General features: G+C 67.9%; 21 protein-coding genes. 8 read left to right on the plus strand and 13 right to left on the minus strand.

Annotated elements, in window-relative coordinates:
• Positions 1-138 precede the first annotated feature (138 nt).
• On the minus strand, positions 139-1,326 hold the full coding sequence (locus ACSUZC_RS19740; protein WP_439030151.1) for an acyl-CoA dehydrogenase family protein: 1,188 nt from the start codon (positions 1,324-1,326) through the stop codon (positions 139-141).
• Between the two features lie 166 nt (positions 1,327-1,492).
• Between ACSUZC_RS19740 and ACSUZC_RS19745 the strand changes: the two genes are divergently transcribed.
• The gene (locus ACSUZC_RS19745; protein WP_439030152.1) at positions 1,493-2,500 is read left to right on the plus strand and encodes a LacI family DNA-binding transcriptional regulator; all 1,008 of its coding nucleotides are present in this window, start codon (positions 1,493-1,495) and stop codon (positions 2,498-2,500) included.
• A 13-nt stretch (positions 2,501-2,513) separates the two neighbouring features.
• On the opposite strand, the gene ACSUZC_RS19750 is transcribed toward ACSUZC_RS19745, so the two are convergent.
• The 4 genes from ACSUZC_RS19750 to ACSUZC_RS19765 all read right to left on the minus strand — a co-directional run bounded on the left by ACSUZC_RS19750 (position 2,514) and on the right by ACSUZC_RS19765 (position 5,245).
• The gene (locus ACSUZC_RS19750; protein ID WP_439030153.1) at positions 2,514-3,338 is read right to left on the minus strand and encodes a mycofactocin-coupled SDR family oxidoreductase; all 825 of its coding nucleotides are present in this window, start codon (positions 3,336-3,338) and stop codon (positions 2,514-2,516) included.
• A 125-nt stretch (positions 3,339-3,463) separates the two neighbouring features.
• Positions 3,464-4,141, minus strand: a complete 678-nt coding sequence (locus tag ACSUZC_RS19755) for a hypothetical protein (protein WP_439030154.1) — start codon at positions 4,139-4,141, stop codon at positions 3,464-3,466.
• A gap of 65 nt (positions 4,142-4,206) precedes the next feature.
• Positions 4,207-4,524 (minus strand): DUF2470 domain-containing protein, encoded by a 318-nt coding sequence (locus tag ACSUZC_RS19760; protein WP_439030155.1) that lies wholly within the window; start codon positions 4,522-4,524, stop codon positions 4,207-4,209.
• A complete protein-coding gene (locus ACSUZC_RS19765; protein WP_439030156.1) occupies positions 4,517-5,245 on the minus strand; it encodes a tyrosine-protein phosphatase in 729 nt (242 codons plus the stop codon). Before ACSUZC_RS19765 ends, ACSUZC_RS19760 begins: the two co-directional genes overlap by 8 nt.
• 123 nt (positions 5,246-5,368) lie before the next feature.
• Between ACSUZC_RS19765 and ACSUZC_RS19770 the strand changes: the two genes are divergently transcribed.
• A complete protein-coding gene (locus tag ACSUZC_RS19770; protein WP_439030157.1) occupies positions 5,369-6,001 on the plus strand; it encodes a flavin reductase family protein in 633 nt (210 codons plus the stop codon).
• An 87-nt stretch (positions 6,002-6,088) separates the two neighbouring features.
• On the opposite strand, the gene ACSUZC_RS19775 is transcribed toward ACSUZC_RS19770, so the two are convergent.
• The 4 genes from ACSUZC_RS19775 to ACSUZC_RS19790 form a co-directional block, all read right to left on the minus strand.
• Positions 6,089-6,874, minus strand: coding sequence for a heparin-binding hemagglutinin (locus tag ACSUZC_RS19775; RefSeq protein ID WP_439030158.1), 786 nt, complete (start codon positions 6,872-6,874; stop codon positions 6,089-6,091).
• A 287-nt stretch (positions 6,875-7,161) separates the two neighbouring features.
• The gene (locus ACSUZC_RS19780) at positions 7,162-8,028 is read right to left on the minus strand and encodes a 3-hydroxybutyryl-CoA dehydrogenase (RefSeq protein WP_439030159.1); all 867 of its coding nucleotides are present in this window, start codon (positions 8,026-8,028) and stop codon (positions 7,162-7,164) included.
• Between the two features lie 162 nt (positions 8,029-8,190).
• Positions 8,191-9,486 (minus strand): isocitrate lyase, encoded by a 1,296-nt coding sequence (gene aceA / locus ACSUZC_RS19785; RefSeq protein ID WP_439030160.1) that lies wholly within the window; start codon positions 9,484-9,486, stop codon positions 8,191-8,193.
• A 466-nt stretch (positions 9,487-9,952) separates the two neighbouring features.
• Positions 9,953-10,777 (minus strand): hypothetical protein, encoded by an 825-nt coding sequence (locus tag ACSUZC_RS19790; RefSeq protein WP_439030161.1) that lies wholly within the window; start codon positions 10,775-10,777, stop codon positions 9,953-9,955.
• A gap of 51 nt (positions 10,778-10,828) precedes the next feature.
• Between ACSUZC_RS19790 and ramB the strand changes: the two genes are divergently transcribed.
• A complete protein-coding gene (gene ramB / locus ACSUZC_RS19795; protein ID WP_439030162.1) occupies positions 10,829-12,265 on the plus strand; it encodes an acetate metabolism transcriptional regulator RamB in 1,437 nt (478 codons plus the stop codon).
• On the opposite strand, the gene ACSUZC_RS19800 is transcribed toward ramB, so the two are convergent.
• Positions 12,266-13,630, minus strand: a complete 1,365-nt coding sequence (locus tag ACSUZC_RS19800) for a lipase family protein (protein ID WP_439030163.1) — start codon at positions 13,628-13,630, stop codon at positions 12,266-12,268. It abuts the gene before it with no gap.
• A gap of 473 nt (positions 13,631-14,103) precedes the next feature.
• Here ACSUZC_RS19800 and ACSUZC_RS19805 point away from each other — a divergent pair, with 473 nt between their 5' ends.
• A complete protein-coding gene (locus ACSUZC_RS19805; RefSeq protein WP_439033184.1) occupies positions 14,104-15,381 on the plus strand; it encodes a lipase family protein in 1,278 nt (425 codons plus the stop codon).
• A gap of 33 nt (positions 15,382-15,414) precedes the next feature.
• Here the strand turns inward: ACSUZC_RS19805 and ACSUZC_RS19810 are convergent, their stop codons facing one another.
• On the minus strand, positions 15,415-15,879 hold the full coding sequence (locus tag ACSUZC_RS19810; RefSeq protein WP_238421847.1) for a MaoC family dehydratase: 465 nt from the start codon (positions 15,877-15,879) through the stop codon (positions 15,415-15,417).
• 25 nt (positions 15,880-15,904) lie between these two features.
• Here ACSUZC_RS19810 and ACSUZC_RS19815 point away from each other — a divergent pair, with 25 nt between their 5' ends.
• Together ACSUZC_RS19815 and ACSUZC_RS19820 are read left to right on the plus strand one after the other, a co-directional pair.
• Positions 15,905-16,441, plus strand: coding sequence for a carboxymuconolactone decarboxylase family protein (locus ACSUZC_RS19815; protein ID WP_439030164.1), 537 nt, complete (start codon positions 15,905-15,907; stop codon positions 16,439-16,441).
• A 1-nt stretch (position 16,442) separates the two neighbouring features.
• Complete coding sequence (locus ACSUZC_RS19820) at positions 16,443-17,102, plus strand: class I SAM-dependent methyltransferase (protein WP_439030165.1); 660 nt, start codon at positions 16,443-16,445, stop codon at positions 17,100-17,102.
• A gap of 57 nt (positions 17,103-17,159) precedes the next feature.
• Here the strand turns inward: ACSUZC_RS19820 and ACSUZC_RS19825 are convergent, their stop codons facing one another.
• Together ACSUZC_RS19825 and lpdA are read right to left on the minus strand one after the other, a co-directional pair.
• Positions 17,160-18,044 carry a DNA-3-methyladenine glycosylase family protein gene (locus ACSUZC_RS19825; RefSeq protein ID WP_439030166.1) on the minus strand — a complete coding sequence of 295 codons (885 nt, stop codon included), beginning with the start codon at positions 18,042-18,044 and terminating at the stop codon, positions 17,160-17,162.
• Positions 18,045-18,251: 207 nt separating this feature from the next.
• The gene (lpdA, locus tag ACSUZC_RS19830; RefSeq protein WP_439030167.1) at positions 18,252-19,637 is read right to left on the minus strand and encodes a dihydrolipoyl dehydrogenase; all 1,386 of its coding nucleotides are present in this window, start codon (positions 19,635-19,637) and stop codon (positions 18,252-18,254) included.
• Positions 19,638-19,756: 119 nt separating this feature from the next.
• On the opposite strand from lpdA, the gene ACSUZC_RS19835 reads away from it, so the two are divergent.
• Positions 19,757-20,371, plus strand: coding sequence for a TetR/AcrR family transcriptional regulator (locus ACSUZC_RS19835; RefSeq protein ID WP_439030168.1), 615 nt, complete (start codon positions 19,757-19,759; stop codon positions 20,369-20,371).
• 27 nt (positions 20,372-20,398) lie between these two features.
• Complete coding sequence (locus tag ACSUZC_RS19840; protein ID WP_439030169.1) at positions 20,399-21,679, plus strand: NADH:flavin oxidoreductase; 1,281 nt, start codon at positions 20,399-20,401, stop codon at positions 21,677-21,679.
• Positions 21,680-21,682: the final 3 nt, after the last annotated feature.

Genomic DNA, 21,682 nt, shown 5'->3' on the forward strand with positions numbered 1-21,682 from the left:
CAGCGCCAGGTGCACGTAGCGCGGCTGATGGAAAAGTGGCGCTTCTCTGTCCGAGCCGCAGCGAAGCCGTCCTCTCGTGGTCCACGACGGCCGCCAGGCCGCCGACATCGAGGCGCAGCCACCGATATCCCGGAGGCCTCAGCGGAATGCTGCCGAGCCGGTGAGCGCGCGTCCGATGGTCAGCTGGTGCACCTCGGAGGTGCCCTCGTAGGTCAGGACCGATTCGAGGTTGTTGGCGTGCCTGATCACCGGATACTCGAGGGTGATGCCGTTGGCGCCCAGAATGGTTCGGCACTCGCGGGCGATCTTGATCGCTTCGCGGGTGCTGTTGAGTTTGCCCGTGCTGACCTGTTCGGGGGTGATCTCGCCCCGGTCCTTCAGGCGACCGAGATGGTAGGCCAGCAGGTGACCCTTCCCGACCTCCAACGCCATGTCGGCGATCTTTGTCTGGGTGATCTGATATCCCGCGAGCGGCTTGTCGAAGACCTCGCGGGTCTGGGCATAGCTGATGGCGGTCTCCAGACAGTCGCGCGCGGCGCCGATGGCACCGAAGATGATGCCGAAGCGGGCCTCCCCGAGCGCGGTCAACGGCCCGCGCAGACCTTCAGCCTTCGGGAGCATCGCCGACTCGGGCAGCCGCACATCGTCCAGCACCAGCTCCGACGTCACCGAGGCGCGCAGCGACATCTTCTTGTGGATCTCGGGTGCGGAGAAGCCAGGAGTGTCCGTGGGCACCACGAATCCACGGATGCCCGCCGGGCTGTCGGCGAGGTCGGTCTGCGCCCACACGACGGCGACGTCGGCGACCGACCCGTTGGTGATCCACATCTTGGAGCCGTTGAGAACCCAGTCACCGCCATCGCGTTTGGCGTGGGTGCGCATGCCCGACGGATTGGATCCGAAGTCCGGCTCAGTCAGACCGAAGCAGCCGATCGCCTCGCCCGCGGCCATCCGCGGCAGCCACTCGTTCTTCTGCTCCTCCGAACCCCAGTGGTGGATCGAGAACATGGCGAGTGACCCCTGCACGGACACGAGGCTCCGGATTCCGGAGTCGACGGCCTCGAGCTCGAGGCAGGCCAGGCCGTAGGCCGTGGCACTAGTGCCGGGGCACCCGTAACCCTCGAGGTGCATGCCCAGCGCACCCAACCCGCCGAGCTCTGCGGCGATCTCACGGACCGGCAGTTTCGCATCCTCGAACCAGTCGCCGATGTGCGGACGCAGACGGGAGTCGGCGAAGCTGCGCACGGTGTCACGGATCGCGATCTCATCGGCGTCGAGCAGCGAGTCCAGGGCGAAGAGCTGGGGCAACGTGCTGGTGCGGGACATCGGGACCTCCGGGGACTCCGTAGTGCAGGCTGTCGCGACGAGGCGTCGAGAACGTTTGCAAGAACGATTGCATGCACTAACGTAGGTGCTCGGTCGCCGAGCGTCAACGCCCGGCCCGCACGCCGACGGGGAGGTCGGTTCCCCACACAGCGCGAGAGGAGCGACGGTGGTCGATGGCCGGCGTGCGCCGACACTCAAGGAGATCGCGCAGCGCGCGGGCGTCCATGTGTCGACGGCGTCGCGGGTCCTGCGCCAGGCCGAGCCCGCCGACGGCTGGTCCCCTTCGGCTCTGCGGGTCCGCGAGGTTGCCGACGAACTGGGTTACCAGCGCAATCTCTGGGCCGCCAGTCTGCGGACCCGCAAGACCACCACACTCGGCGTCGTCATGACCCGCCTCACCGACGGTGTCGTCGCGACCACCTATCAGGGCATCGAGCAGGCGGCGAGCCGAGCCGGATACTCCGTGTTGCTGTCGAGCCCGCCCGATGAACCCGAGGCACAGCGTCGGGCCATCGAACTGCTCGTCGGGAGGCAGGTCGACGGCTTGCTCCTGAGCGGTGTTCATCAGCCCGGCCGGGAGTTCATCGAGTCCCTCCGGATCCGCAACCTGCCCCTGCTGGCACTCACGCGGCACGCCGACGCCGGACTCCCCTTCGTCGGCGGCGATGACGTCCGGGGCGGGACCGTCGCCGCCCGCCACCTCCTCGACCGCGGGTACACCGATCTCGCGGTCATCGCCGGCCCCGGTCATGCGACGACGGCCACCGACCGGATCGCCGGATTCCGCGCCGAGACGGCCAGAGCCGGAGTCCCCCTGCCCGCCGACCGGGTGGTCGCATCGACATTCGAGGTCGACGGCGGCATCGCAGCCGGTCGTGTCCTGCTCGACCGGCCCAACCGGCCACGCGCGATCTTCGCGGTGTCGGACACGATCGCCGTCGGCGTCCTCGGCGTCGCCCGCGACCTCGGTCTGCGGGTTCCCGAGGACCTCGCCCTCATCGGCTACAACGACATCCCGATCGCCGCCCAGTTGCCCGTCCCGTTGACGACGGTCCGCTCCCCCGCCCGCGAGATCGGCGAGGTCGCGGTCCGCGGCCTGCTCGACCTCACCGCGGGTCGCGAGGTCGACTCGCACCGACTGCCGGTCGAACTGGTGGTGCGCGGGAGTACCTAGCGCAGATCGCGTCTCAGAAGTGCTGCGCCCCACCGTCGATCGAGATCTCCTCGGCGGTGATGAACGTCGACTCGTCGGACGCGAGAAATGCCACGACATTCGAGACCTCGTCGGGCTCGGCCGCGAACTGGTTGAGGAACGTCATGCCCATACCGGCCAGCCGCGGGTTGGCCTGATTGGTCTGCTCGATGCGCTCGACCATCGATCCCGACCCCATCGGTGTGATCACCGCACCGGGATGAACGGTATTGACCCGGATGTTGTGCGGGCCCAGCTCCGCTGCGAACGCCCGGGACATGCCTACCAGCGCGTGTTTGCTCGTCGTGTAGTGGACCATGAAGGGCTGCAGCTTCTTTCCCGCCAGCGAGCTGATCAGGACGACCGAACCCCCACCACGGTCGATGAGATGCCGAGCCGATGCGGTGACGGTGTTCCACACGCCGGTCACGTTGATGTCCATGGTGTCCCGGAAGCTTCGCGACGTCACCTCGTCCCAGGTCTGCGGGATACAGATCCCCGCGTTGGCGACCACCACGTCCAGGCCGCCCAGCGCGGCGACACCGTCGTCGACGGCACGCCGCATCCCGTCAAGATCGCGTGTGTCGCATCGTGTGAGAGACGCTGTCATCCCCTGGCCCTCGACCAGACGCCGTGTCTCGTCGAGGTCCGCCTCGGTCGCCGAGTCGTACGGCACACCGGGCAGCGGTCCAGCGAGGTCGACGCCGATGATGTGCGCACCCTCACTGGCGAGTCGCACCGCGTGGGCGCGGCCCTGTCCGCGGGCCACGCCGGTGATGAACGCGACCTTGCCCGCCAGTCGTCGTGCCGGAAACCCCATCCCGAACTCCTCTCGCCGGCGCCACGCTCATGCACGCGCCGGTGCCATCTGGCACCGCCCCGGAGACCCTACCGGGGACGGCCGCTCGCCTGGCTTGTTCGATCCACTCGCCGGGACATCGCGTCTCAGAGAGCCACGGGTTCGGCCCGTCGTCGCATCGCCCACGCGCGCGCGAAGCCGAACGTCGCACCGAGGATCATCACCACGGCGAGGATCGTGGCGACCCAGGCAGGCGCGGTGGCCGTGTAGCCGAACCACGCGGCCACCCCCATGGCCGCGCCGATGGCGAGGACGGCGCCGACGGGTAGGACCACCGCCGTCGCCACGACAGTCGCTCGGGTGTGGGGGTCTCCCGAGATCCGCAACATCCCGGAGATCCCCGCCAGCACCAGCAAGTAGCCGAACACACCGCTGACGGCGTAGACGACCAGCACGGGGTACTCGTCGTCGGAGTCACCGGTGAATGCGTCGGCCAGCAGGATCGCTGCGGGCGCCACGCCCACCACGACTCCGATCAGGCCCGCCGCGACCACCCGGCCGAGGTGGATTCCGTCGCGCTCCTGCAATCGGACACCCACGGCCCAGAGCACCCCGGCCACCAGTACGCCGACGACGGCGCCGCCCACAGCGGCGGTGATGATCAGCTCACCGGAGTCGGGCGGGAAGCTCGCGGTGTGTCCGGGCCCCCACGCCATCCAGATGTCGGGTCCGCCGGACGCATCCTGGCCGCCCGAGGCCAGTGCCGCACCCAGCGCGGCCACCACCGCACCGAACGCGGCGAACCCGGCGAGCTGCTTCCACATACGGTCACTATGGCCGTTCCCGGCGCCGACGTCCTCCCGGACACGCTGACATTCGACACCTTCGGTCAGGGCGCGCGCTGCCCTGAAAGATCCTGCGCCGCCCGGAACATCGCCACGACCGCCACCCGGACGTCGGCGCGGTCGCGGACCGGCCGATCCCAGTCCAGCCGCATCCCGACGACTCCCTCGGGGACGGTGACGTCGAAAGTCGCTGCGCGGTGGTCGAATCCGGTCATGGTCGCCGCGGTCGCGTCCGGGCGCCCACCCAGCATCCGACAGATCAGCAGCGAGTCGTCGGCGTGGTCGTCGTTCATGTGCGCGAGCACCGCCGCCACGACCTCCGGTCCGAACGCCGCCGCGCCGGGTCCACTGTCGTCAGTCATGGGCCGGGTCCGGCCCGGTGAGCACGAATCGCCCGACCCACCGCCGGAAGTGGGCCACGTCGCCGCCGTTGGCCTCGAACCACCCCCACGCACCGCCGGACGCACCGGTCACGTCGTCGATGACGAGTTCGATCGCCTCGCGCGGTGTTCGCAGGATGGGCGCGTCCATGGTGGTGCCCACCGGAATCCGCTTGCGCCGGCGCAACCGGGCGAAGACGCCGGCGATACCGGCTTCGGTCCGGTGGTAGTCGGTGATGACGGACTCCTCGTCGACGCCGGCGAGGAGCAGGGCGATCGCGACGATGACGCCGGTCCGGTCCTTGCCCGCGGCGCAGTGCACCAGGGTCGAACCGGCAGGATCGAACGCGTTGAGCGCGGCAGTCAGACGGTGACCGCCCGTGCGCATCATCGCGGTGTAGATGTCGACGAGAGCCGTGTCCGCGAGGCGGTCGACACGGGCGCCGGAGGACACCTGACGGTGGACGACCCGGACACTGGGCGGCCACGTGACGGCCATGCTGCCCAACTCCGTGGGATCGCGCAGATCGACGACGGTGGCGGGCGGCCACGGCATACCCGTCGGGTCCTCGTCATCGGGATAGGGTGCGTCGCTGCGGATGAGCACGTTGTGCGCGGTGACGCCTCCGCCGACGACCCGCAGGCCGCCCAGATCACGGATGTTGGCGAAGGTCCGCAGGTCAGCGTCGGATGAGAGCGTCACATCGTCCCCGATCGTCGGTGTACGCAGAGGTCGGTCGCATCCACCCTACGCAGGCGACGCCGCGTAGGGCTGCTCACGTACGGTGGCGGTCGAGCTGATCCGACCACTGCAGAAGGACCGACGGTGACGACGTACCACTCCTACGAGCCGCTGCAGGGACACCGGTTGTCCCACGATCCGATGAACGCGATCGTCGCACCCCGGCCCATCGGTTGGATCTCGACCGTGTCCGCGGACGGGGTACGCAACCTGGCGCCCTACAGCTTCTTCAACCTGTTCAACTACACCCCGCCGATCGTCGGATTCGCGAGTGTCGGTTACAAGGACACCGTCGCCAACTCCACCGCGTCAGGCGAGTTCGTGTGGAACCTCGCCACCGACGACCTCGGCGAGAAGATGAATGCGACCTCGGCTGCGGTCCCGGCAGGCGAGGACGAATTCGAGGTCGCGGGGCTGACCCCCCTGGCGTCAGACCTCGTCTCCGCGCCGCGCGTCGCGGAGAGCCCGGTGAGCTTCGAGTGCCGGGTGAGCGACTCGTTCCGATTGCGCACGGCGGCCGGGGACCGGGTCGACACCTGGATGGTCCTCGGCGAGGTGGTCAAGGTCCACATCGCCACCGACCACCTGCGTGCGGACGAGACCTTCGACACCGCCGGTGCGCGGCCGCTGCTGCGAGCGGGCGGTCAAGGTGACTACTTCTTGCCGAGCGCCGAGCACAGCCGCTTCATGCGACGTCCGAAACCGGCGACACGCTGAGCTGGGTGCCTTTCGCCGGCATCAGGCACCGAAACGACCGACGCCCCCGCACAATGGCGAGGGCGTCGGGTTCGACTGCGTCAGAGACTACTTCGCGGTGGTCGGCTTCTTGACGGGAGCCTTCTTGGCGGGCGCCTTCTTCGCGGCGGTCTTCTTGACCGCGGGCACGGAGGTGTCCTTGGCCTCGGCGACCTTCTTGGCCGGCGAGGACTTGGCGGCGCGGCCCTTGGCCTCGACGGTGCCTGCGGCGCCGTCGATCTCCTTGGCGGCGTCGTCGGCCTGCTCCTTGACGTTGCTGCCGGCTTCCTCGATCGCGACGGCGACGTCCTCGACCTCTTCGCTGACGCGACCGGCAAGCTTCGCGGCACGGTCGCCGACGAGACGGGTCTGGGTGGAGACGACGCCCAGGGCGTCCTCGGTCAGGTCGACCGCGTCGTTGTAGACCTTCTCGGCCCGCGACAGGTTCTCCTGGACGACCGGCTTGGTGCGCAGGCGCTCGAGGGTGGCCTCGCCACGCTCGGCGAGCGAGGTGTACAGGCCGTACGCCTTCTCCACGTAGGGGTCGGCGAGCTTCTTGAGCTCGTCTGCGGTCAACTTGCCGCGAAGCTCGTCGAGATCGCCGGGGACCTCCTCGGACAACGAGCTGATACGGGTCTTGGCCTCGTCGAGACGCGACTGCGCGGTCTCGGGCAGCTCGTTGATCAGCGTCTTGGTCTCGGTGTAGCGGGCCTCGAAGCGCGACTGCGCGGTCTCGGCGGCCGCCTCGGTGCGCTCGCGGAGCTCGGTGAGCTTCTCGGTGACCTGCGCGTAGGCGAAGTCGCCGGCGCCGACCGCGGCATAGAGAGGGGCATAGTTACGTTCGGTGGTGGTCACGCTGGACTCCTTTGTTCGATTCACCAATCGCGCTGCAGCACATGCGGTCTCGCTGTTCTCGGCATCGTCGCCGGGCGCATGTCGGGAAGTTCTGCCGCCTGTCGCCTCGAAACGTCCGGTGTCGCAAGCCGATTGGTCTCAGGCTTGTCACCGCGCGAGAAAAGAGAACCGCGGCGCCATCGGTATTGGTGTTTCCGTATTCCAGTATCCACGAAGTGCTAGCAAATGCAAGCATCTTGCTAACACTCGTGACCCAGCTCACGCCGGATGCGACGATCCGGGCGCCGTCAGGCGTACTGATAGAAGCCCTGGCCTGCTTTTTTGCCGAGACGTCCGGCCTCGACCATGCGCAGCAGCAGCGGAGGAGGCGAATAGAGGGGTTCCTTGAACTCCTCGTACATCTTGTCGGCGATGGCCTTGACCGTGTCGAGACCCACGAGATCGGCCAGTTTGAGCGGCCCCATCGGATGAGCACACCCGAGGACCATGGCCTTGTCGATGTCGTCGACCGTCGCGAACCCGCTCTCCACCATGCGGATGGACGACAGCAGGTAGGGAACCAGGAGCGCGTTCACCACGAACCCGGAGCGATCGGCCGAACGCACGACCTGCTTGCCCAAGACGTCGTGCGCGAAGGCCTCGGCCCGCTCACCGACCTCCGGGGTGGTCAGGAGTGTCGTGACGAGCTCGACCAACGGGAGCACCGGCACCGGGTTGAAGAAATGCAGTCCGATCACGCGCGAGGCATTCTGAGTTGCCATGCCCAGCTTCATGATCGGGATCGAGGAGGTGTTGGAGGCGAGCACCGCCTCCGGGTCCCGGACGACCTTGTCGAGCTCGGTGAAGATCCCGGTCTTGATGGCCTCGTCCTCGACGACGGCCTCGCAGACGAGCTGACGGTCGGCGAAATCGCCGAGGTCGGAGGTGAATCGGAGGCGCGACGATGCCTGTTCGCGCTCACGCGGGGTCAGTTTGCCACTCGACACCCCTCGGTCGAGCGACCGCAGCACCCGATCACGCCCGGCGGCGGCGAGTTCTCTCGTGAACTCGTAGACGAGCACATCTGCGTGGGCGCGCGCACACACCTCGGCGATCCCCGCACCCATCTGCCCTGCCCCCACCACGCCGACGCGGGAGATCTGCTGGCTTGTCATTGTCGGCTCCTAGTGGAAAGTTCTCAGCGACAACTGATTTCGTGAGAACACGGGTAACTACCCGGTACGAACCAAGCCCTGGATACGCCAGCAGGCGGCCCGCAGCGAAAGCCGCGGACCGCCTGACCGGTTCGCCGAGATCACGGAGAGGCGGTCGAGTTCCTAGTGGAACTGGCCCTCTTCAGTGGAACCCTTCAGCGCCGCGGTCGACGTGTTCGGGTCGACGGTGGTGGCGATGTTGTCGAAGTAGCCGGCGCCGACCTCACGCTGGTGCTTGACGGCGGTGAAGCCGCGCTCGTCGGCAGCCTTGAACTCGCGGTTCTGCAGGTCGACGAAGGCGGTCATCTGCTCGCGGGCGTAACCGTAGGCCAGGTCGAACATGCCGTAGTTCAGCGAGTGGAAGCCGGCCAGCGTGATGAACTGGAAGGTGAAGCCCATGGCGCCGAGCTCGTTCTGGAACTTCGCGATGGTGCTGTCGTCGAGGTGCTTGCTCCAGTTGAACGACGGGCTGCAGTTGTACGACAGCAGCTGGTCGGGGAACTCGGACTTGACGGCCTCGGCGAACTTGCGAGCCAGCTCGAGATCGGGGGTACCGGTCTCCATCCAGATCATGTCGGCGTAGGGAGCGTAGGACTTCGCACGCTCGATGCACGGCTCGATGCCGTTCTTCACGTGGTAGTAGCCCTCGGCGGTGCGCTCACCGGTGACGAACTGCTTGTCGCGGTCGTCGACGTCCGAGGTGATCAGCGTCGCGGCCTCGGCGTCGGTGCGCGCGATGACGACGGTGGGGACACCGGCGACGTCAGCGGCCAGACGAGCCGAGTTCAGGGTGCGGATGTGCTGCTGGGTGGGGATGAGCACCTTGCCACCGAGGTGGCCGCACTTCTTCTCCGAGGCGAGCTGATCCTCCCAGTGGGTACCGGCGGCACCCGCGGCGATCATGGCCTTCTGCAGCTCGTACACGTTGAGTGCGCCACCGAAGCCGGCCTCGCCGTCGGCGACGATCGGCACGACCCAGTTGTCGACGCTGTCGTCACCCTCGACGCGGGCGATCTCGTCGGCGCGCAGGAGCGCGTTGTTGATGCGACGCACGACGCTGGGGACCGAGTTGGCCGGGTACAGCGACTGGTCGGGGTAGGTGTGGCCGGACAGGTTCGCGTCACCGGCGACCTGCCAACCCGAGAGGTACACGGCCTTCAGGCCGGCGCGGACCTGCTGCACGGCCTGGTTGCCGGTGAGGGCGCCCAGTGCGTTGATGTAGCTGCCGTCACCCTTGGTCACGCCGTCCCAGAGGATCTCGGCGCCACGGCGGGCGAGGGTGTGCTCCTCGACGACCGAACCCTGGAGCTCGGCGACCTGCTCGGCGCTGTAGTCGCGCGTGATGCCCTTCCAGCGCGGGTTGGTGTCCCAGTCCTGCTGGATTTCCGCGGCGGTGCGGGGCTTTCCGACGTTGCTCATTGGCTACTTCGCTTTCGTTGTCCTGCTCGTCCCGACCGTGTCGGACGGGGCGACCGGCCCGGCGCGCCGCCGGAGCCTCTCTGCTGACAGACAGCCGACGTGCGTGACGAAGGGTCGAGATTCGCAAGCGGCTACATTCTCGGCCGGTTTGCGAACCCTCCGTCTCTGGGTCGGTGGTGCCTGAAGCAAGGGTGCCATACAACAAACCTGCAGGTCCAACCCTCACGAGGTGTAAATGTGGGCTATTTTTCGCCCGGGTGTTGCAAAGTTTGCGAATATTACTCTGTGAAACTGCATGGCGATCGAGCAAAAAAGTACGTCCGTACTGGGATTTCCTACTCGCGAGTATGTTCGCGGACTGCGGTCCGCTCGGACCCCCGTCGAGTTCCCATCGAACCGGTCGCCGCCTCATGGTGACGTGCTTCACAGGGCGCTTCGACCGGATGTGGTCGGCCGTGCGGGTGATTCAGGGAGTCGTGACGTGTTCGACGGCCGCGTCGAAGAGTCGCGTGAATCCCGCGGCATCGATCGGCTCGGCCGGTTCGGTCGGGGGTTCGGTCGCGGGCGTCGGCGCGCCGGTCACCGTCAGCTGGACGGTCGCCGGGCCCGAGGCGGGACGGTCGAGAACGGCGTATCCGGCGAACCCGACCTGGCGTCGGACACCGCCGTCGGGAAGCGTCGTGGTCACCTCGGACCGGGTGAGCAGCATCTGTTCGCCGGCCAGCAACCCGCCCGCGATCTCCGGCGGCGCCACTTCGGCGTACTCGGTCGACACGCGGGTCCCGGCCAGATTCCCGCGGGTGATCTCGGTCGTCGTAAGCGAGCACCTACCGGTGGTGGTGAGCCGGTCGGCATCGACATCGCGCCGGACGGTCGTGACCACTTCGACGAGGTTGGCGGTGTCTCCGTCGCGCGCGGCCAGCACGGCCGAGTTGTCCGCGGACAGTTGCGGGTTCAGAGCCGCATCGGCGGTGGGCCGGCAGAACTCCGGGGTGACCCGGGCGGACTCCGCGGCGTCGATGGCACCCTTGTTGCCCGCGACCAGGTCGCTCACCGACAGCGGTGCCGCGGTGAAACCGGGCGGCAGATCCGCCGCGGACAGAACCATGTCCGCCGGGCCCCGTGGCGCAGGCGCACTGACCGGATCGCCGGCACATCCGGCCACTGCGCCGGCGAGGGCGACGGCGAGGGCGACGGCGAGGGTCACCGCGACGATCGGCCGGCACACCGTCGCTACGGGACGGCGTCGGCCGGCGGGAGTGCGCACGCGGCCACCGTACCCTGTGGTCATCCCCATATCGGACGACCCTCGGTGCACGAGCACCGGTTCGAAAGGCGCGTGATGAGCCGGACCTATGTCGGGTCGCGACTGCGGCAGCTACGGTCGGAGCGCGGGTTGTCGCAGGTCGCGCTCGCGCAGACACTGTCGATCTCGGCGTCCTACCTCAACCAGATCGAACACGACGCCCGGCCGCTGACCGCGTCGGTGCTGCACAAGATCACCGAGGCGTTCGGTGTCGACGCCGGGTTCTTCGACTCGCAGGACGATGTCCGGCTCGTCGCCGAACTGCGTGAGGCACTGCTCGACGACGACCTCGAGGCCTCCCCCGGTGCACTCGACGCGCAGGGAATCAGCGCCATGGTCGCCGCGCACCCGGAGATGGCGCAGGCGATGGTGAACCTGCACCGGCGGTACCGCGTCGCGACCGACCAGCTCGCCGCGGCCACCGACGAGCGAGGTGACCGCAGCATGCGCGGAACGATCAGCGCCCCACACGAGGAGGTGCGCGACTACTTCTACCAGCGCCGCAACTACATCCACGAACTCGACGTCGCCGCCGAGGAGATGACCGCGCGGATGCGCATGCACTCGGCGGACATCAGGCGCGAGATCACGAACCGCATCGAGAACGTCCACGGCATCAGCATCGTTCGCCGCGTGGACCTCGGTGACTACACGCTGCACCGTTTCAACCGCGAACAACGACGCCTCGAGTTCTCCGCCTCCCTCTCGGCGGGACAGCGCACCTTCAAACTCGCCGGCGAACTCTGCTACCTGGAGTACCAGGACCTGCTCGACAAACTGGTCGACGAGGCGAACTTCAGCAGTGCCGACGCCCGGGCCCTCGGACTCCTGGGTCTGGCCAACTACTTCGCCGCGGCCGTCGTCCTCCCCTATGGCCAATTCCATGGTGCCGCAGAGGATTTCCGGTACGACATCGAGCGCCTCTCGGCGTTCTACGCCGTCTCCTACGAGACCGTCTGTCACCGCCTGTCGACCCTGCAACGGCCCAACCTCCGCGGCATACCCTGGTCGTTCGTCCGCGTGGACCGGGCCGGCAACATGTCGAAACGTCAGTCGGCCACCGGTTTCCACTTCTCGTCGAGTGGCGGCACGTGTCCGCTGTGGAACGTCTACGAGACGTTCGCCTATCCGGGCAAGATCATCACGCAGATCGCCGAGATGCCCGACGGTCGTAACTACTTCTGGGTCGCACGAACCGTCGAGCGCCGGGCCACCCGCTACGGCCAGCCCGGCAAGACCTTCGCGATAGGGATGGGATGCGAACTGCGCCATGCCGCCCGGGTGATCTACTCCGACGGCCTGGAGATCGGCCCGCAGGCGCATGTCACGCCGATCGGTGCCGGTTGTCGCGTCTGCGAACGGACCAACTGTGCCCAGCGCGCCTTCCCGGCACTCGGCGCGTCCCTTCGTATCGACGAGCACAGCAGCAGCGTCTCGCCGTACATGAGCCTGACCGAGAATCGCCCTTCCTGATCAACGGCGGCATTCGTCCTGCGCAGGAACCCCGCGCAGACGATCATCCAGCCAGGTCAATGTGTCCGGGAGCGCCGCGAAGATCCCGGTCATGTGCTCGGCCGGATACTCGCGGTACGACGCCGATGCCCCGAGCGCGCACTGCTCTGCGAACAGTGCGCGCGCCTGGGTCGCCGGGATCCACCACTCATAGGTTCCGTGATAGATGCGCACCGGCATCGTCGCCCGGAATTCCTTCATCGACGTGATCTCGAACAACCGCTCGGCAAGGGGCGAGTGGTAGGGATCGGGGTCGTTCGACAGGAGCTGGGTGGGCATGTGCGAGACACCCAGAATGCCCATGCCGGAGGTGCACAGGTCGCGCATCGGGGACGTCGCGAGCCAGCGTGCGGCGTTGTTGGCCATGGTGAGCACTTCGGGACGCTCGCGCGCCACACCGAGCATGGCGGCGTGGAACACTCCCGAGGCGAGGTTGGCGTTCATCGCGCCGGCGAGGGAACGGTAGTCGGCCGGAACACCTCCATATGCGGCGCCGACGATCCGCCCGGCCTGCTCCGGCGCGTAACCGTGGGCGAGCTTCGCCGCGGCGTTCGTCGCGATGGCACCCCCGGAGTACCCGTGGAGGGCGATCGGGCCGCGGGCGAAGTCGTCGGGGTCGAGCCGGCCCGCCGCACGCACCGAGTCCATGATGACGTGCGCCGCGACGTACGGTTCGGCGTAGGCCATTCGGGGGCCGGTGTGGTCGGGCACGATCACCGCGTAACCGCGATCGAGCGCCAACTGCGCGAACGGCGGGATGAGGTCGGTGATGTTGGTGTCGGCGTGGTACCCGTGGGCCAGCGTGTAGCCGGGCGTGCATTTCGTACCCAGCGCGACGATCGGCGAGTTGTGGATCAGCACCGGACGCGGGCGAGGCCCCTTCCATGCCTTGGCGGGGACGAGCAGGGTCGCGGTACCGAAGATCGGCCGTCCGGCGGCATCGACGCTACGGAACTTGATCTGGCGAGCCGACCGCAACGGAACAGTCATCAACAGTTGCGTCGCGCGGATGACGTCGCGCGTGGCGATGACGTCTCCGGGCGCACGGCTCGCGAGGTCGCCCGGCCAGTCATCGAAGAACCGGTCGCCGCTCGGCGAGGGCATGATCGCCTCGCGGAGTTCCTGCACCTCGCGGGAGGCTCCGGGAGTCACCGCGCGAGCGGGTATGTGTCGCAACGCTTTCACCGGTGGCGCCGGCACCACGGCGTCGATGCCCTCGGGGATCTGCGAGGGGACCGGACCGAGGTTCGGCGGCTCGGCACGTACCACGGACGGGACTCCCACGGCACCGATCATCATCGTCAGCGCCAGACCTGCACCGGTCATCACCCGCAACGTCCACCGCCGCCGGCTTCCCCACATCGGCATCGCCAACTCTCCTGTCACATCAGCGATCCAGGGTCGGCGCACCCCCGCTGGGCAGCCTGGCTCGAGCTCATACACGAACCCGCTTGATGCTAGACGGGCTGGAGTCCGGCTGCAGCCCGCCTCGGATCTTCACCCGAACGAACTACACGTCTTCCAGCGTCGACGGTGAGGCTATGGCACACATCACATTTCGATTGCGGACCGGACACCGTCGGGTCGGATTGGTCGATCGACCCAGTCGGCTGTCCTAGTCTGCGGAGGTGAGCGGACGCGACGACGCGGCCGCCACGCGGAGGTGTCCGATGACGGGTGACTCGCACCGACGGCGCCGCAGGCTCACGGGCCGCTGGGCGTCCACCATCATCGGCGCCTGCCTGTCGGCGACGCTCGGCGTCGCCTGCGCCGGATCCGCTTCCGGCGACCCACCCAACATGATGGCGGTCCCACCGCCGCTGGCCGACTTCGCCGACAGCGCCATCCCCGATCCGCCGGTCCCCCGTCTCGAGTCCATTCCCCGGCGTGCGCAGTCCGCCGGCTTCGGCCATCGCACACTGGAATTGCGGGAAGCGATCCTGCCCTCACCCACCGGCGACCCGATGTTCGACCGGTGGCCGGCCGGGCTCGGCGGATACACCCCGGGTGAGCTGATCGCCACGCGCGACGTCACGGGATCGTCCGGACCGGTGGTGACCGTACCCCTCCGCTCGGCCACACTGCTGAAGTTCCGCAGCACCGACGCACACGGCGCACCGGTCTACGGCACGGCGACCCTGCTGATCCCGCGACACGCGGCTCGTACGCCGATGCCGATGCTGGTGAACAATCTGCCGATCGACTCCCTGGGCGCTGCCTGCACGCCGGGTTTCACTCTTGCACACGGCTTCTCCATCGCCACCGGTGTCACCGACCTGATCCCGCCGACCACACAGCTCGCATTGCAGGCCGGACACGCAGTCCTCATCCCCGATCACCAGGGACCCCGGATGGCCTACGCCGAGCCGGTGCTGGCCGGACACGTGACACTCGACGCCATCCGCGCCGCGCTCCGCGTCGAGCCGGACTCCTTGCGGCGCAGCCGAATCGCGATGACCGGTTACTCGGGCGGCGCGATAGCCACACACGGCGCGACCAAACTGCTGCGCGAGTACGCACCGGAACTCGCCGAGCGTGTCGTGGGCGCGGCCCTCGGCGGCGTACCGGCCGACTTCCGCATGCTTGTCGGCAGCATGAACGCCAACCTCGCCACCGGGCTCTTCCACGCTGCGACCCTCGGCATCGCGCGGGAACGCACGGAGATCCTGGCATTGGCGAACCGCCCCGCGCGGTGGCTTGCGACGTCGCCGCTGAAGAATGTGTGCGTGATCCCCGCCGCGGTCGGCGGCGGAACATTCCTGCCCATGCAACTGCTGTCCAGCGATCCCGACCCGTTCCGGTCGCCGACGGCCGAGCGGATCTACCGGCTGACGCGGATGTCGGACCTGGCGTCGGCGACGCCCCTGCTGATCTACCACGGCACCCACGAATGGTGGATCCCCGCAGCGGGCGCCCGGGCGTTGTTCCGCGAGCAGTGCGCTCACGGAGTGAACGCCGCCTATCGGGAGATCTTCGGAGAGCACATCACCGGTGCGCTGCTGGGCTTTCCGGTCGCGCTGGACTGGCTCGACCGACGCCTGGCCGGCGAGCCGGCGGTCAGCGGATGCCGGCGCTGACCGCCGGAGCGGCCGGGCAAACGGTGGGACCGATCAGAAGACGAGGACGCGGAGGTTCTCGGCGACGCACGCGGGCTTGGTTTCTCCCTCGATCTCCACGGTGTTGGTGACGACCATGTTCACGCCCTTGGGCGTCTCCTCGATCGAGGTGATGACCGCGTTGGACCGGATCCGCGCGCCGACCTTCACCGGATTGGGGAAGCGCAACTTGTTCATCCCGTAGTTGAGGACCAGCTTGGGTCCTTCGACGGTGAAGATCTTGCCGGCGATCATCGGCAGCAACGACACCGTCAGGTATCCGTGCGCGATGGTCGTCCCGAACGGACCGGACTTCGCACGTTCCGGGTCGACATGAATCCACTGATGATCTCCGGTGGCGTCGGCGAAGGCATCGACCCGTTCCTGAGTGATCTCGAGCCACTCGCCCGACCCGAGATCCTCGCCGATCGCGGCCTTGAGTTCGTCGACACTGGTGAACGTCCGTGTGGTGTGCGTCATAGTCCGCGTAGTCTACCGTGGGCCCATGGGTACACCTCGCGTCGCACCGGGTGGTTTCCGGGAGCTCGGGCCGATCAATTTCGTCTACGCACGCGGGGCCGCGCGCGTGATGGGCGTCGAGGACGCCCACATCTTCTCCACCCTCGGACGCGCGAAGGGACTGTTCCGCGGCTGGCTGCACTTCAGCAGTCGACTCATGCCGTTCGGAGTGTTGTCGCGCAAGGACTCCGAGATGGTGATCATCCGAGTGGCGCACCTTCGGGAGTGCGCCTACGAGCTCGACCATCATCGACGCCTCGGCCGGCGCGCCGGGATCACCGCAGAGGAGTTCGATCGCATTCTGGAGGGTCCGGACGCCGGGTGGGGCGACCGCGAACGCGCCATCCTGCGAGCGGTCGACGAGCTCGTCGAGACCAAAGACGTCTCCGACACCGCGTGGCAGGCGCTGACCAGACACCTCGACGCGCGCCGGCTCATCGGCTTCACCTTGCTGGTCGGCCAATACGACAGTCTCGCGACCACGATTCACACCCTGCGCATCCAGCGGGACGAGCGCACCTAGCATGGAGTCGATCGCTCAGCGCCTGATGCGCAACGAGTATTTCGCGGAGATCTACGAACACCTGTGGCGACCGACTTTCACCCGGCTCTTCAGTCTGGGCGGCCGGTCCACGGCCGACTTCGATCGCGCCCTGCGCGCCTACCTCGCCCGCCCCGGCGACCGCCTGGTCCTCGATGTCGCCTGCGGTCCAGGCAATTACACGCGTGAGATCGCCGACGCACTCACCGGTGACGGTCGTTGTATCGGAATCGACTTCTCCGCACCGATGCTCGCACGCGCCGCGCAGACCAACGCCGTCGACCGGGCCGCCTTCCTGCGGGGTGACGCCCACGCATTGCCCTTCGCCGACAACACCTTCGACGTGGTCACCTGCCTGGCCGCGCTCTACCTCATCCCCGACCCCCTGCCCGTCATCGACGAACTGGTGCGAGTGACCGCACCCGGGGGCGAGATCGTGGTCTTCACCTCGGTGAGGACGCCACTCACGTCGTTCCCGGGCGTCCGACCGCTCGCCGGAGCCGGCGGATACCGCATCTTCGACGAGAACGAGATCGTCGAGCGCCTCCGCCGCACCGGCCTCGACGATGTCGAACAGACGATCACCGGCCAGGGGCAGTACGTATTGGCGCGCAAGACGGGATCACAGGTCCGTTCGAAGTGAGCGAGGACGCCCTCGTGCGGTTCACGATTCGAGGCTGAACGGGGCACCCAGCGCGGGTCAGAAGGACCGGTAGTCGCGGATGGTCATCCGCGGCCCGCGCCGCTCGGGGCGGACGCCGCCCCGCGTGACCATCCGGATGATTCGCTGTCGTTGTCCCGCATAGGGTTCGAGCAACTCGAGCATCCCGGCGTCGTCGACGGCCTCACCGATCAGGGTGAGGCCCACCAGTTTCGGGATGTGATAGTCGCCGACGTTGACGACGTCGGGATCGCCGAGCGCCCGCGACAGGGCCTCCGCCTCGGTCCACCGACCGACGCCGCGCAGCACGGTGAGCTTGGCCACATGACGTTCGACGTCGAGCGCGGTCGCCCCGCGGATCGTCCGCATCCGGACCGGTTCGATGCCGCTGCGATGCCACTCCCAGCTCGGGATGCGGGCCCACTCCGCCCGGGGTGGCGGGACCCTCATCGACTCCGGAACCGGGCCGGGTGCGGGAGTCCCGTAGCGGCGCAACAGATACCGCCATGCGCGGAACGCCTCGGCGCCCACGACCTTCTGCTCGAGGATCGCGGGCACCAGGGCTTCCCACACACGGTCGGTGCGTCCGAGGCGCAATCCCTCGGTGCGGCGGACGAGTTCGCTCACCACCGGGTGGCGTGGGACCAGCGCGCCCGGGTCGTCACTCGCCCCGAGGAAGTCGGGCATCTGCTCGAGCAACCAGTCCGCCCCCGGCCCCCAGGCACGTCCGGTGACGATCGTGCCGTCGGAGCGAACGGTCAGCGTGCCCGGCCCGTCAGGGGTGTACGCCGCCCGCCACACCGACCTGTCTCGCCCGTAGACGAAGGCGGGGTCGCCCGCACCGCGCCGGTGCAGACCGACCGTCGCCCCGATGTCGAGCGGCCACGGCGGCGTCCACTCACGGACACGTTCGGCGGCACTCACCGTTCCGAGGGTAGTGCGTGGACCCTTCGTGGCTCGTCGCTTGCGCTCCTCGCACCTCAGGGAGCAGAGAGCCATCTCCTGCTCCCTGACGAGGGGCCGGAGCTTGCGGAGGTCCTGCTCCCTGACGAGGGGCCGGAGCTTGCGGAGGTCCTGCTCCCTGAGGAGGGGCCGGAGCTTGCGGAGGCCCCGTCACGAAGGGTCTGGCGACTACAGGTTGATCATGTGCCCGATCGCACCGTGGAACGTCTCCTGCAGCGCTTCCGACAGGGTCGGGTGGGTGTGCACGTTGCGGGCGAGTTCCTTGGCGGTGAGGTCCCACTTGTGGGCCAGGGTCATCTCCGGGAGCATCTCGGAGACGTTGTCGCCCACCAGGTGCCCGCCGAGGAGTTCGTCGGTGTCGGCATTGGTGAGCAGCTTGACGAAGCCCGCCGTCTCGCCGAGACCCTGCGCCTTGCCGTTGGCGGAGAACGGGAAGGTCGTCGCCTTCACGTTGTAACCCTCGTCCTTGGCCTGAGCCTCGGTGAGTCCGAAGGACGCGACCTGGGGCTGACTGAAGGTCGCGCGAGGCATGAACCGGTAGTCACCGAGGGTCATGGTCTCCACGCCGGCCATGGTCTCCGCGGCCACGACACCCTGCGCCTCGGCGACGTGGGCGAGCTGCAGCTTGGCCGTCACGTCGCCGATGGCGTAGATGCCGTCGACGTTGGTCCTCATGTAGTCGTCGATCGCGATGGCACCGCGGTCGGTGAGTTCGACACCGGTCTTCTCGAGGCCGTAACCCTCGACGCGCGGGGCGAAACCGACCGACATGAGGACCTTGTCGACGGTGAGCTCGCCGTCCTTGTCCTTGGCGTCGGTGTAGGTGACGGTGACGCTGTCGCCGTTGTCGGTGACCGACTGCACGCGGGTGCCGGTGAGCAGCTTGATGCCGAGTTTCTTGTACTCCTTGGCGAGCGCCTTGGACGAGTCGGCGTCCTCGTTGGGGAGTACGCGGTCGAGGAACTCCACGATGGTGACATCCACGCCGTAGTTGGCCAGGACGTAACCGAATTCCATGCCGATCGCGCCCGCACCGACGATGACGATGGACTCGGGCAGCTCACGGGTGAGGATCTGGTCCTCATAGGTGACCACGTTCTCCGACAGTTCGACGCCGGGGAGCAGTTTGACCGTCGACCCGGTATCGATGATGACGTTGTCGAAGGTGATCTCGCGATCGCCCACCTTGATCGTCTTGGCGTCGGTGAACACGCCGTATCCGTCGATCTCGGTGATCTTGTTCTTCTTCATCAGGAAGTGGACACCCTTGACGATGCCCTCCGAGACCTTGCGGCTGCGGTCGAACGCCGCCCCGAAGTCGAAGGAGACGTCGCCGCTGATGCCGAACGTCTTGGCCTGATGGTTGAAGATGTGCGCGAGTTCGGCGTTGCGCAGCAGTGCCTTGGACGGGATACATCCGACGTTCAGACACACACCGCCCCAGTACTTCTCCTCGATGACGGCGGTTTTCATGCCCAGCTGAGCCGACCGGATCGCGGCTACGTACCCACCTGGACCTGCACCCAATACAACTGTTTGAAAGTGTTCAGCCACGACAGTCAGCCTACGTCGCGCGTGTGGCCCGCCGCAGGGCGTCCCACTACTCGCCGGTAGCCTGCCGCCATTTTCAATCACTGATTGAATCGTCGATTGATCTGTGCTTTCATCTCAGTGTGACCCAGAACACCCGCGCGGGTCGGGGTGCCGGCCGGTCCGGTTCGACGCCGATGCCCACGCGCGACACCCTGCTCACCGTCGCCGAGAGCCTGTTTCTCGCAGACGGCTACGAGCGTGTGTCGGTGCGCGCCATCTGCGCGGCCGCCGACGCGAACCCGGCCGCCGTCCACTATCACTTCGGCACCAAGGACGACCTCACCATCGCGTTGCTGGAGTCACGCCTGGGCCCGCTGTGGGCCGATCCGCTGGGGTCACTGGACCCGTCCGCCCCGGTCGGCGAGATCGTCGACATCGTGGTGTCCCCGTTCGTCGACCTGCAGCGCGACCCCACCGGCCACCTGCACCTGCGCCTGCTCTCCCGGTTCGTGTTCGCTCACCCGACCGCGGGCTGGACGTCGCGCTGGTTCGACCTCGACCCCTTCGCCGACATGCTCACCGAGGCGGTACGCGGACTGACCGCGACCGAGGCGCGACGCCGCTGGGCGCTGGCCTTCCAGCTCATCCTTCTGCGGTTCGGCGGCACCGAGACGCTGACCGCCCCGGCGGTGGCCTCCCTCCGGGGTTTCGTGACCGCCGGCCTCACCGCGCCGCCCGGGCAGCACTCCGACTGACCCACCACCCGACAGAGAGGACCCGACGTGGACAGCCCCACCGCCGGACCGTTCAGCCCGGCACGCCTGGGCCCGCTGACCCTGCGCAACCGTCTGATCAAATGCGCGACCTTCGAGGGCATGACCCCCGACGCCCTCGTGACCGACGAGCTGATCGAGTTCCACCGGGAGATCGCGGCGGGCGGCGTGGCCATGAGCACGGTCGCCTACTGCGCGATCTCCCCGGAGGGCCGGACCGACCGGCACCAGATGTGGATGCGGCCCGAAGTCGCGCCGGGGCTACGCCGCCTCACCGACGCCATCCACTCCGAGGGCGCACTCGCCGCCGCCCAGCTCGGGCACGCCGGTGCGGTCGCCAACTCGGCGTCGAATCGCGCCAGATCGCTCGGACCGTCGCGGATTCCCGCCCCGATGGGGATGTCGGTGACGCGCAAGATCGGTGTCGACGACATCGCCGCGCTACGGATCAAATTCCGGCAGGCCGCACGCATCGCCGTCGACTCCGGCTTCGACGGCCTCGAGATCCATTGCGGGCACAGCTATCTCATCTCCAGTTTCCTGTCCCCGTTGCTGAACCACCGGCGCGACGGATACGGGGGCAGCCTCGTCAACCGCGCGCGGATCGCCCGCGAGGTGGTCGAGAGCGTGCGCGAGGAGGTCGGCGATGAGGTCGCGATCTGGGTGAAGCTCAACATGTTCGACGGCGTCGGTCGCGTCGACCTCGACCGCTCACCCACCGCACGCGCCCGCGGACGCGCGAAGCTCAGTGGCTTCAACGTCGACGAGGCATGTCAGGTCGCGCAGCTGCTGGAGTCCGACGGCCACCTCGACGCCATCGAACCGACGGCAGGCAGCTCACTTCTCAACCCGATGTACCTGTTCCACGGCGAGGCCCCGCGCAAGGAGTTCGCCGACGCCTTCTCCGGCGCGATGAAGTACGGACTGAAGGCCTTCGCACCGTTCTTCCTCAAGCACTATCGCTACCACGACGCCTACCTGCTCCCGCTGGCCCGGGAACTGCGCAAGGCCGTCGATCTGCCGCTCATCCTGCTCGGCGGCGTGACCGACCGCGCGTCGATGGACCTCGCGCTCGCCGAGGGCTTCGACTTCGTGGCCATGGGGCGCGCGCTGTTGCGGGAACCCGACCTCCCGCTGCGCCTGGCCGCCGACCCGACGACGACATCCAAGTGCGTCCACTGCAACCTGTGCATGCCGACGATCTACACGCACACGCGCTGCCCCATCCGGACGGGTGAGGTCCCGGATCCGCTCGCGGTCGCCGCACCCGTGGGCGGCGCCGCGAGCTGACGA

This window comes from Gordonia terrae (assembly GCF_051789125.1).
Taxonomy (GTDB): Bacteria; Actinomycetota; Actinomycetes; order Mycobacteriales; family Mycobacteriaceae; genus Gordonia; species Gordonia terrae_A.

Bases quoted from the DNA above. Each gene is read 5' to 3' on its own strand.
- ACSUZC_RS19740 (WP_439030151.1), bottom strand. From the start codon at position 1,326: ATGTCCCGCACCAGCACGTTGCCCCAGCTCTTCGCCCTGGACTCGCTG.
- ACSUZC_RS19750 (WP_439030153.1), bottom strand. From the start codon at position 3,338: ATGGGGTTTCCGGCACGACGACTGGCGGGCAAGGTCGCGTTCATCACC.
- ACSUZC_RS19755 (WP_439030154.1), bottom strand. From the start codon at position 4,141: ATGTGGAAGCAGCTCGCCGGGTTCGCCGCGTTCGGTGCGGTGGTGGCC.
- ACSUZC_RS19760 (WP_439030155.1), bottom strand. From the start codon at position 4,524: ATGACTGACGACAGTGGACCCGGCGCGGCGGCGTTCGGACCGGAGGTC.
- ACSUZC_RS19780 (WP_439030159.1), bottom strand. From the start codon at position 8,028: ATGACAAGCCAGCAGATCTCCCGCGTCGGCGTGGTGGGGGCAGGGCAG.
- aceA (WP_439030160.1), bottom strand. From the start codon at position 9,486: ATGAGCAACGTCGGAAAGCCCCGCACCGCCGCGGAAATCCAGCAGGAC.
- ACSUZC_RS19790 (WP_439030161.1), bottom strand. From the start codon at position 10,777: ATGACCACAGGGTACGGTGGCCGCGTGCGCACTCCCGCCGGCCGACGC.
- ramB (WP_439030162.1), top strand. From the start codon at position 10,829: ATGAGCCGGACCTATGTCGGGTCGCGACTGCGGCAGCTACGGTCGGAG.
- ACSUZC_RS19800 (WP_439030163.1), bottom strand. From the start codon at position 13,630: ATGACCGGTGCAGGTCTGGCGCTGACGATGATGATCGGTGCCGTGGGA.
- ACSUZC_RS19805 (WP_439033184.1), top strand. From the start codon at position 14,104: ATGATGGCGGTCCCACCGCCGCTGGCCGACTTCGCCGACAGCGCCATC.
- ACSUZC_RS19810 (WP_238421847.1), bottom strand. From the start codon at position 15,879: ATGACGCACACCACACGGACGTTCACCAGTGTCGACGAACTCAAGGCC.
- ACSUZC_RS19815 (WP_439030164.1), top strand. From the start codon at position 15,905: ATGGGTACACCTCGCGTCGCACCGGGTGGTTTCCGGGAGCTCGGGCCG.
- ACSUZC_RS19820 (WP_439030165.1), top strand. From the start codon at position 16,443: ATGGAGTCGATCGCTCAGCGCCTGATGCGCAACGAGTATTTCGCGGAG.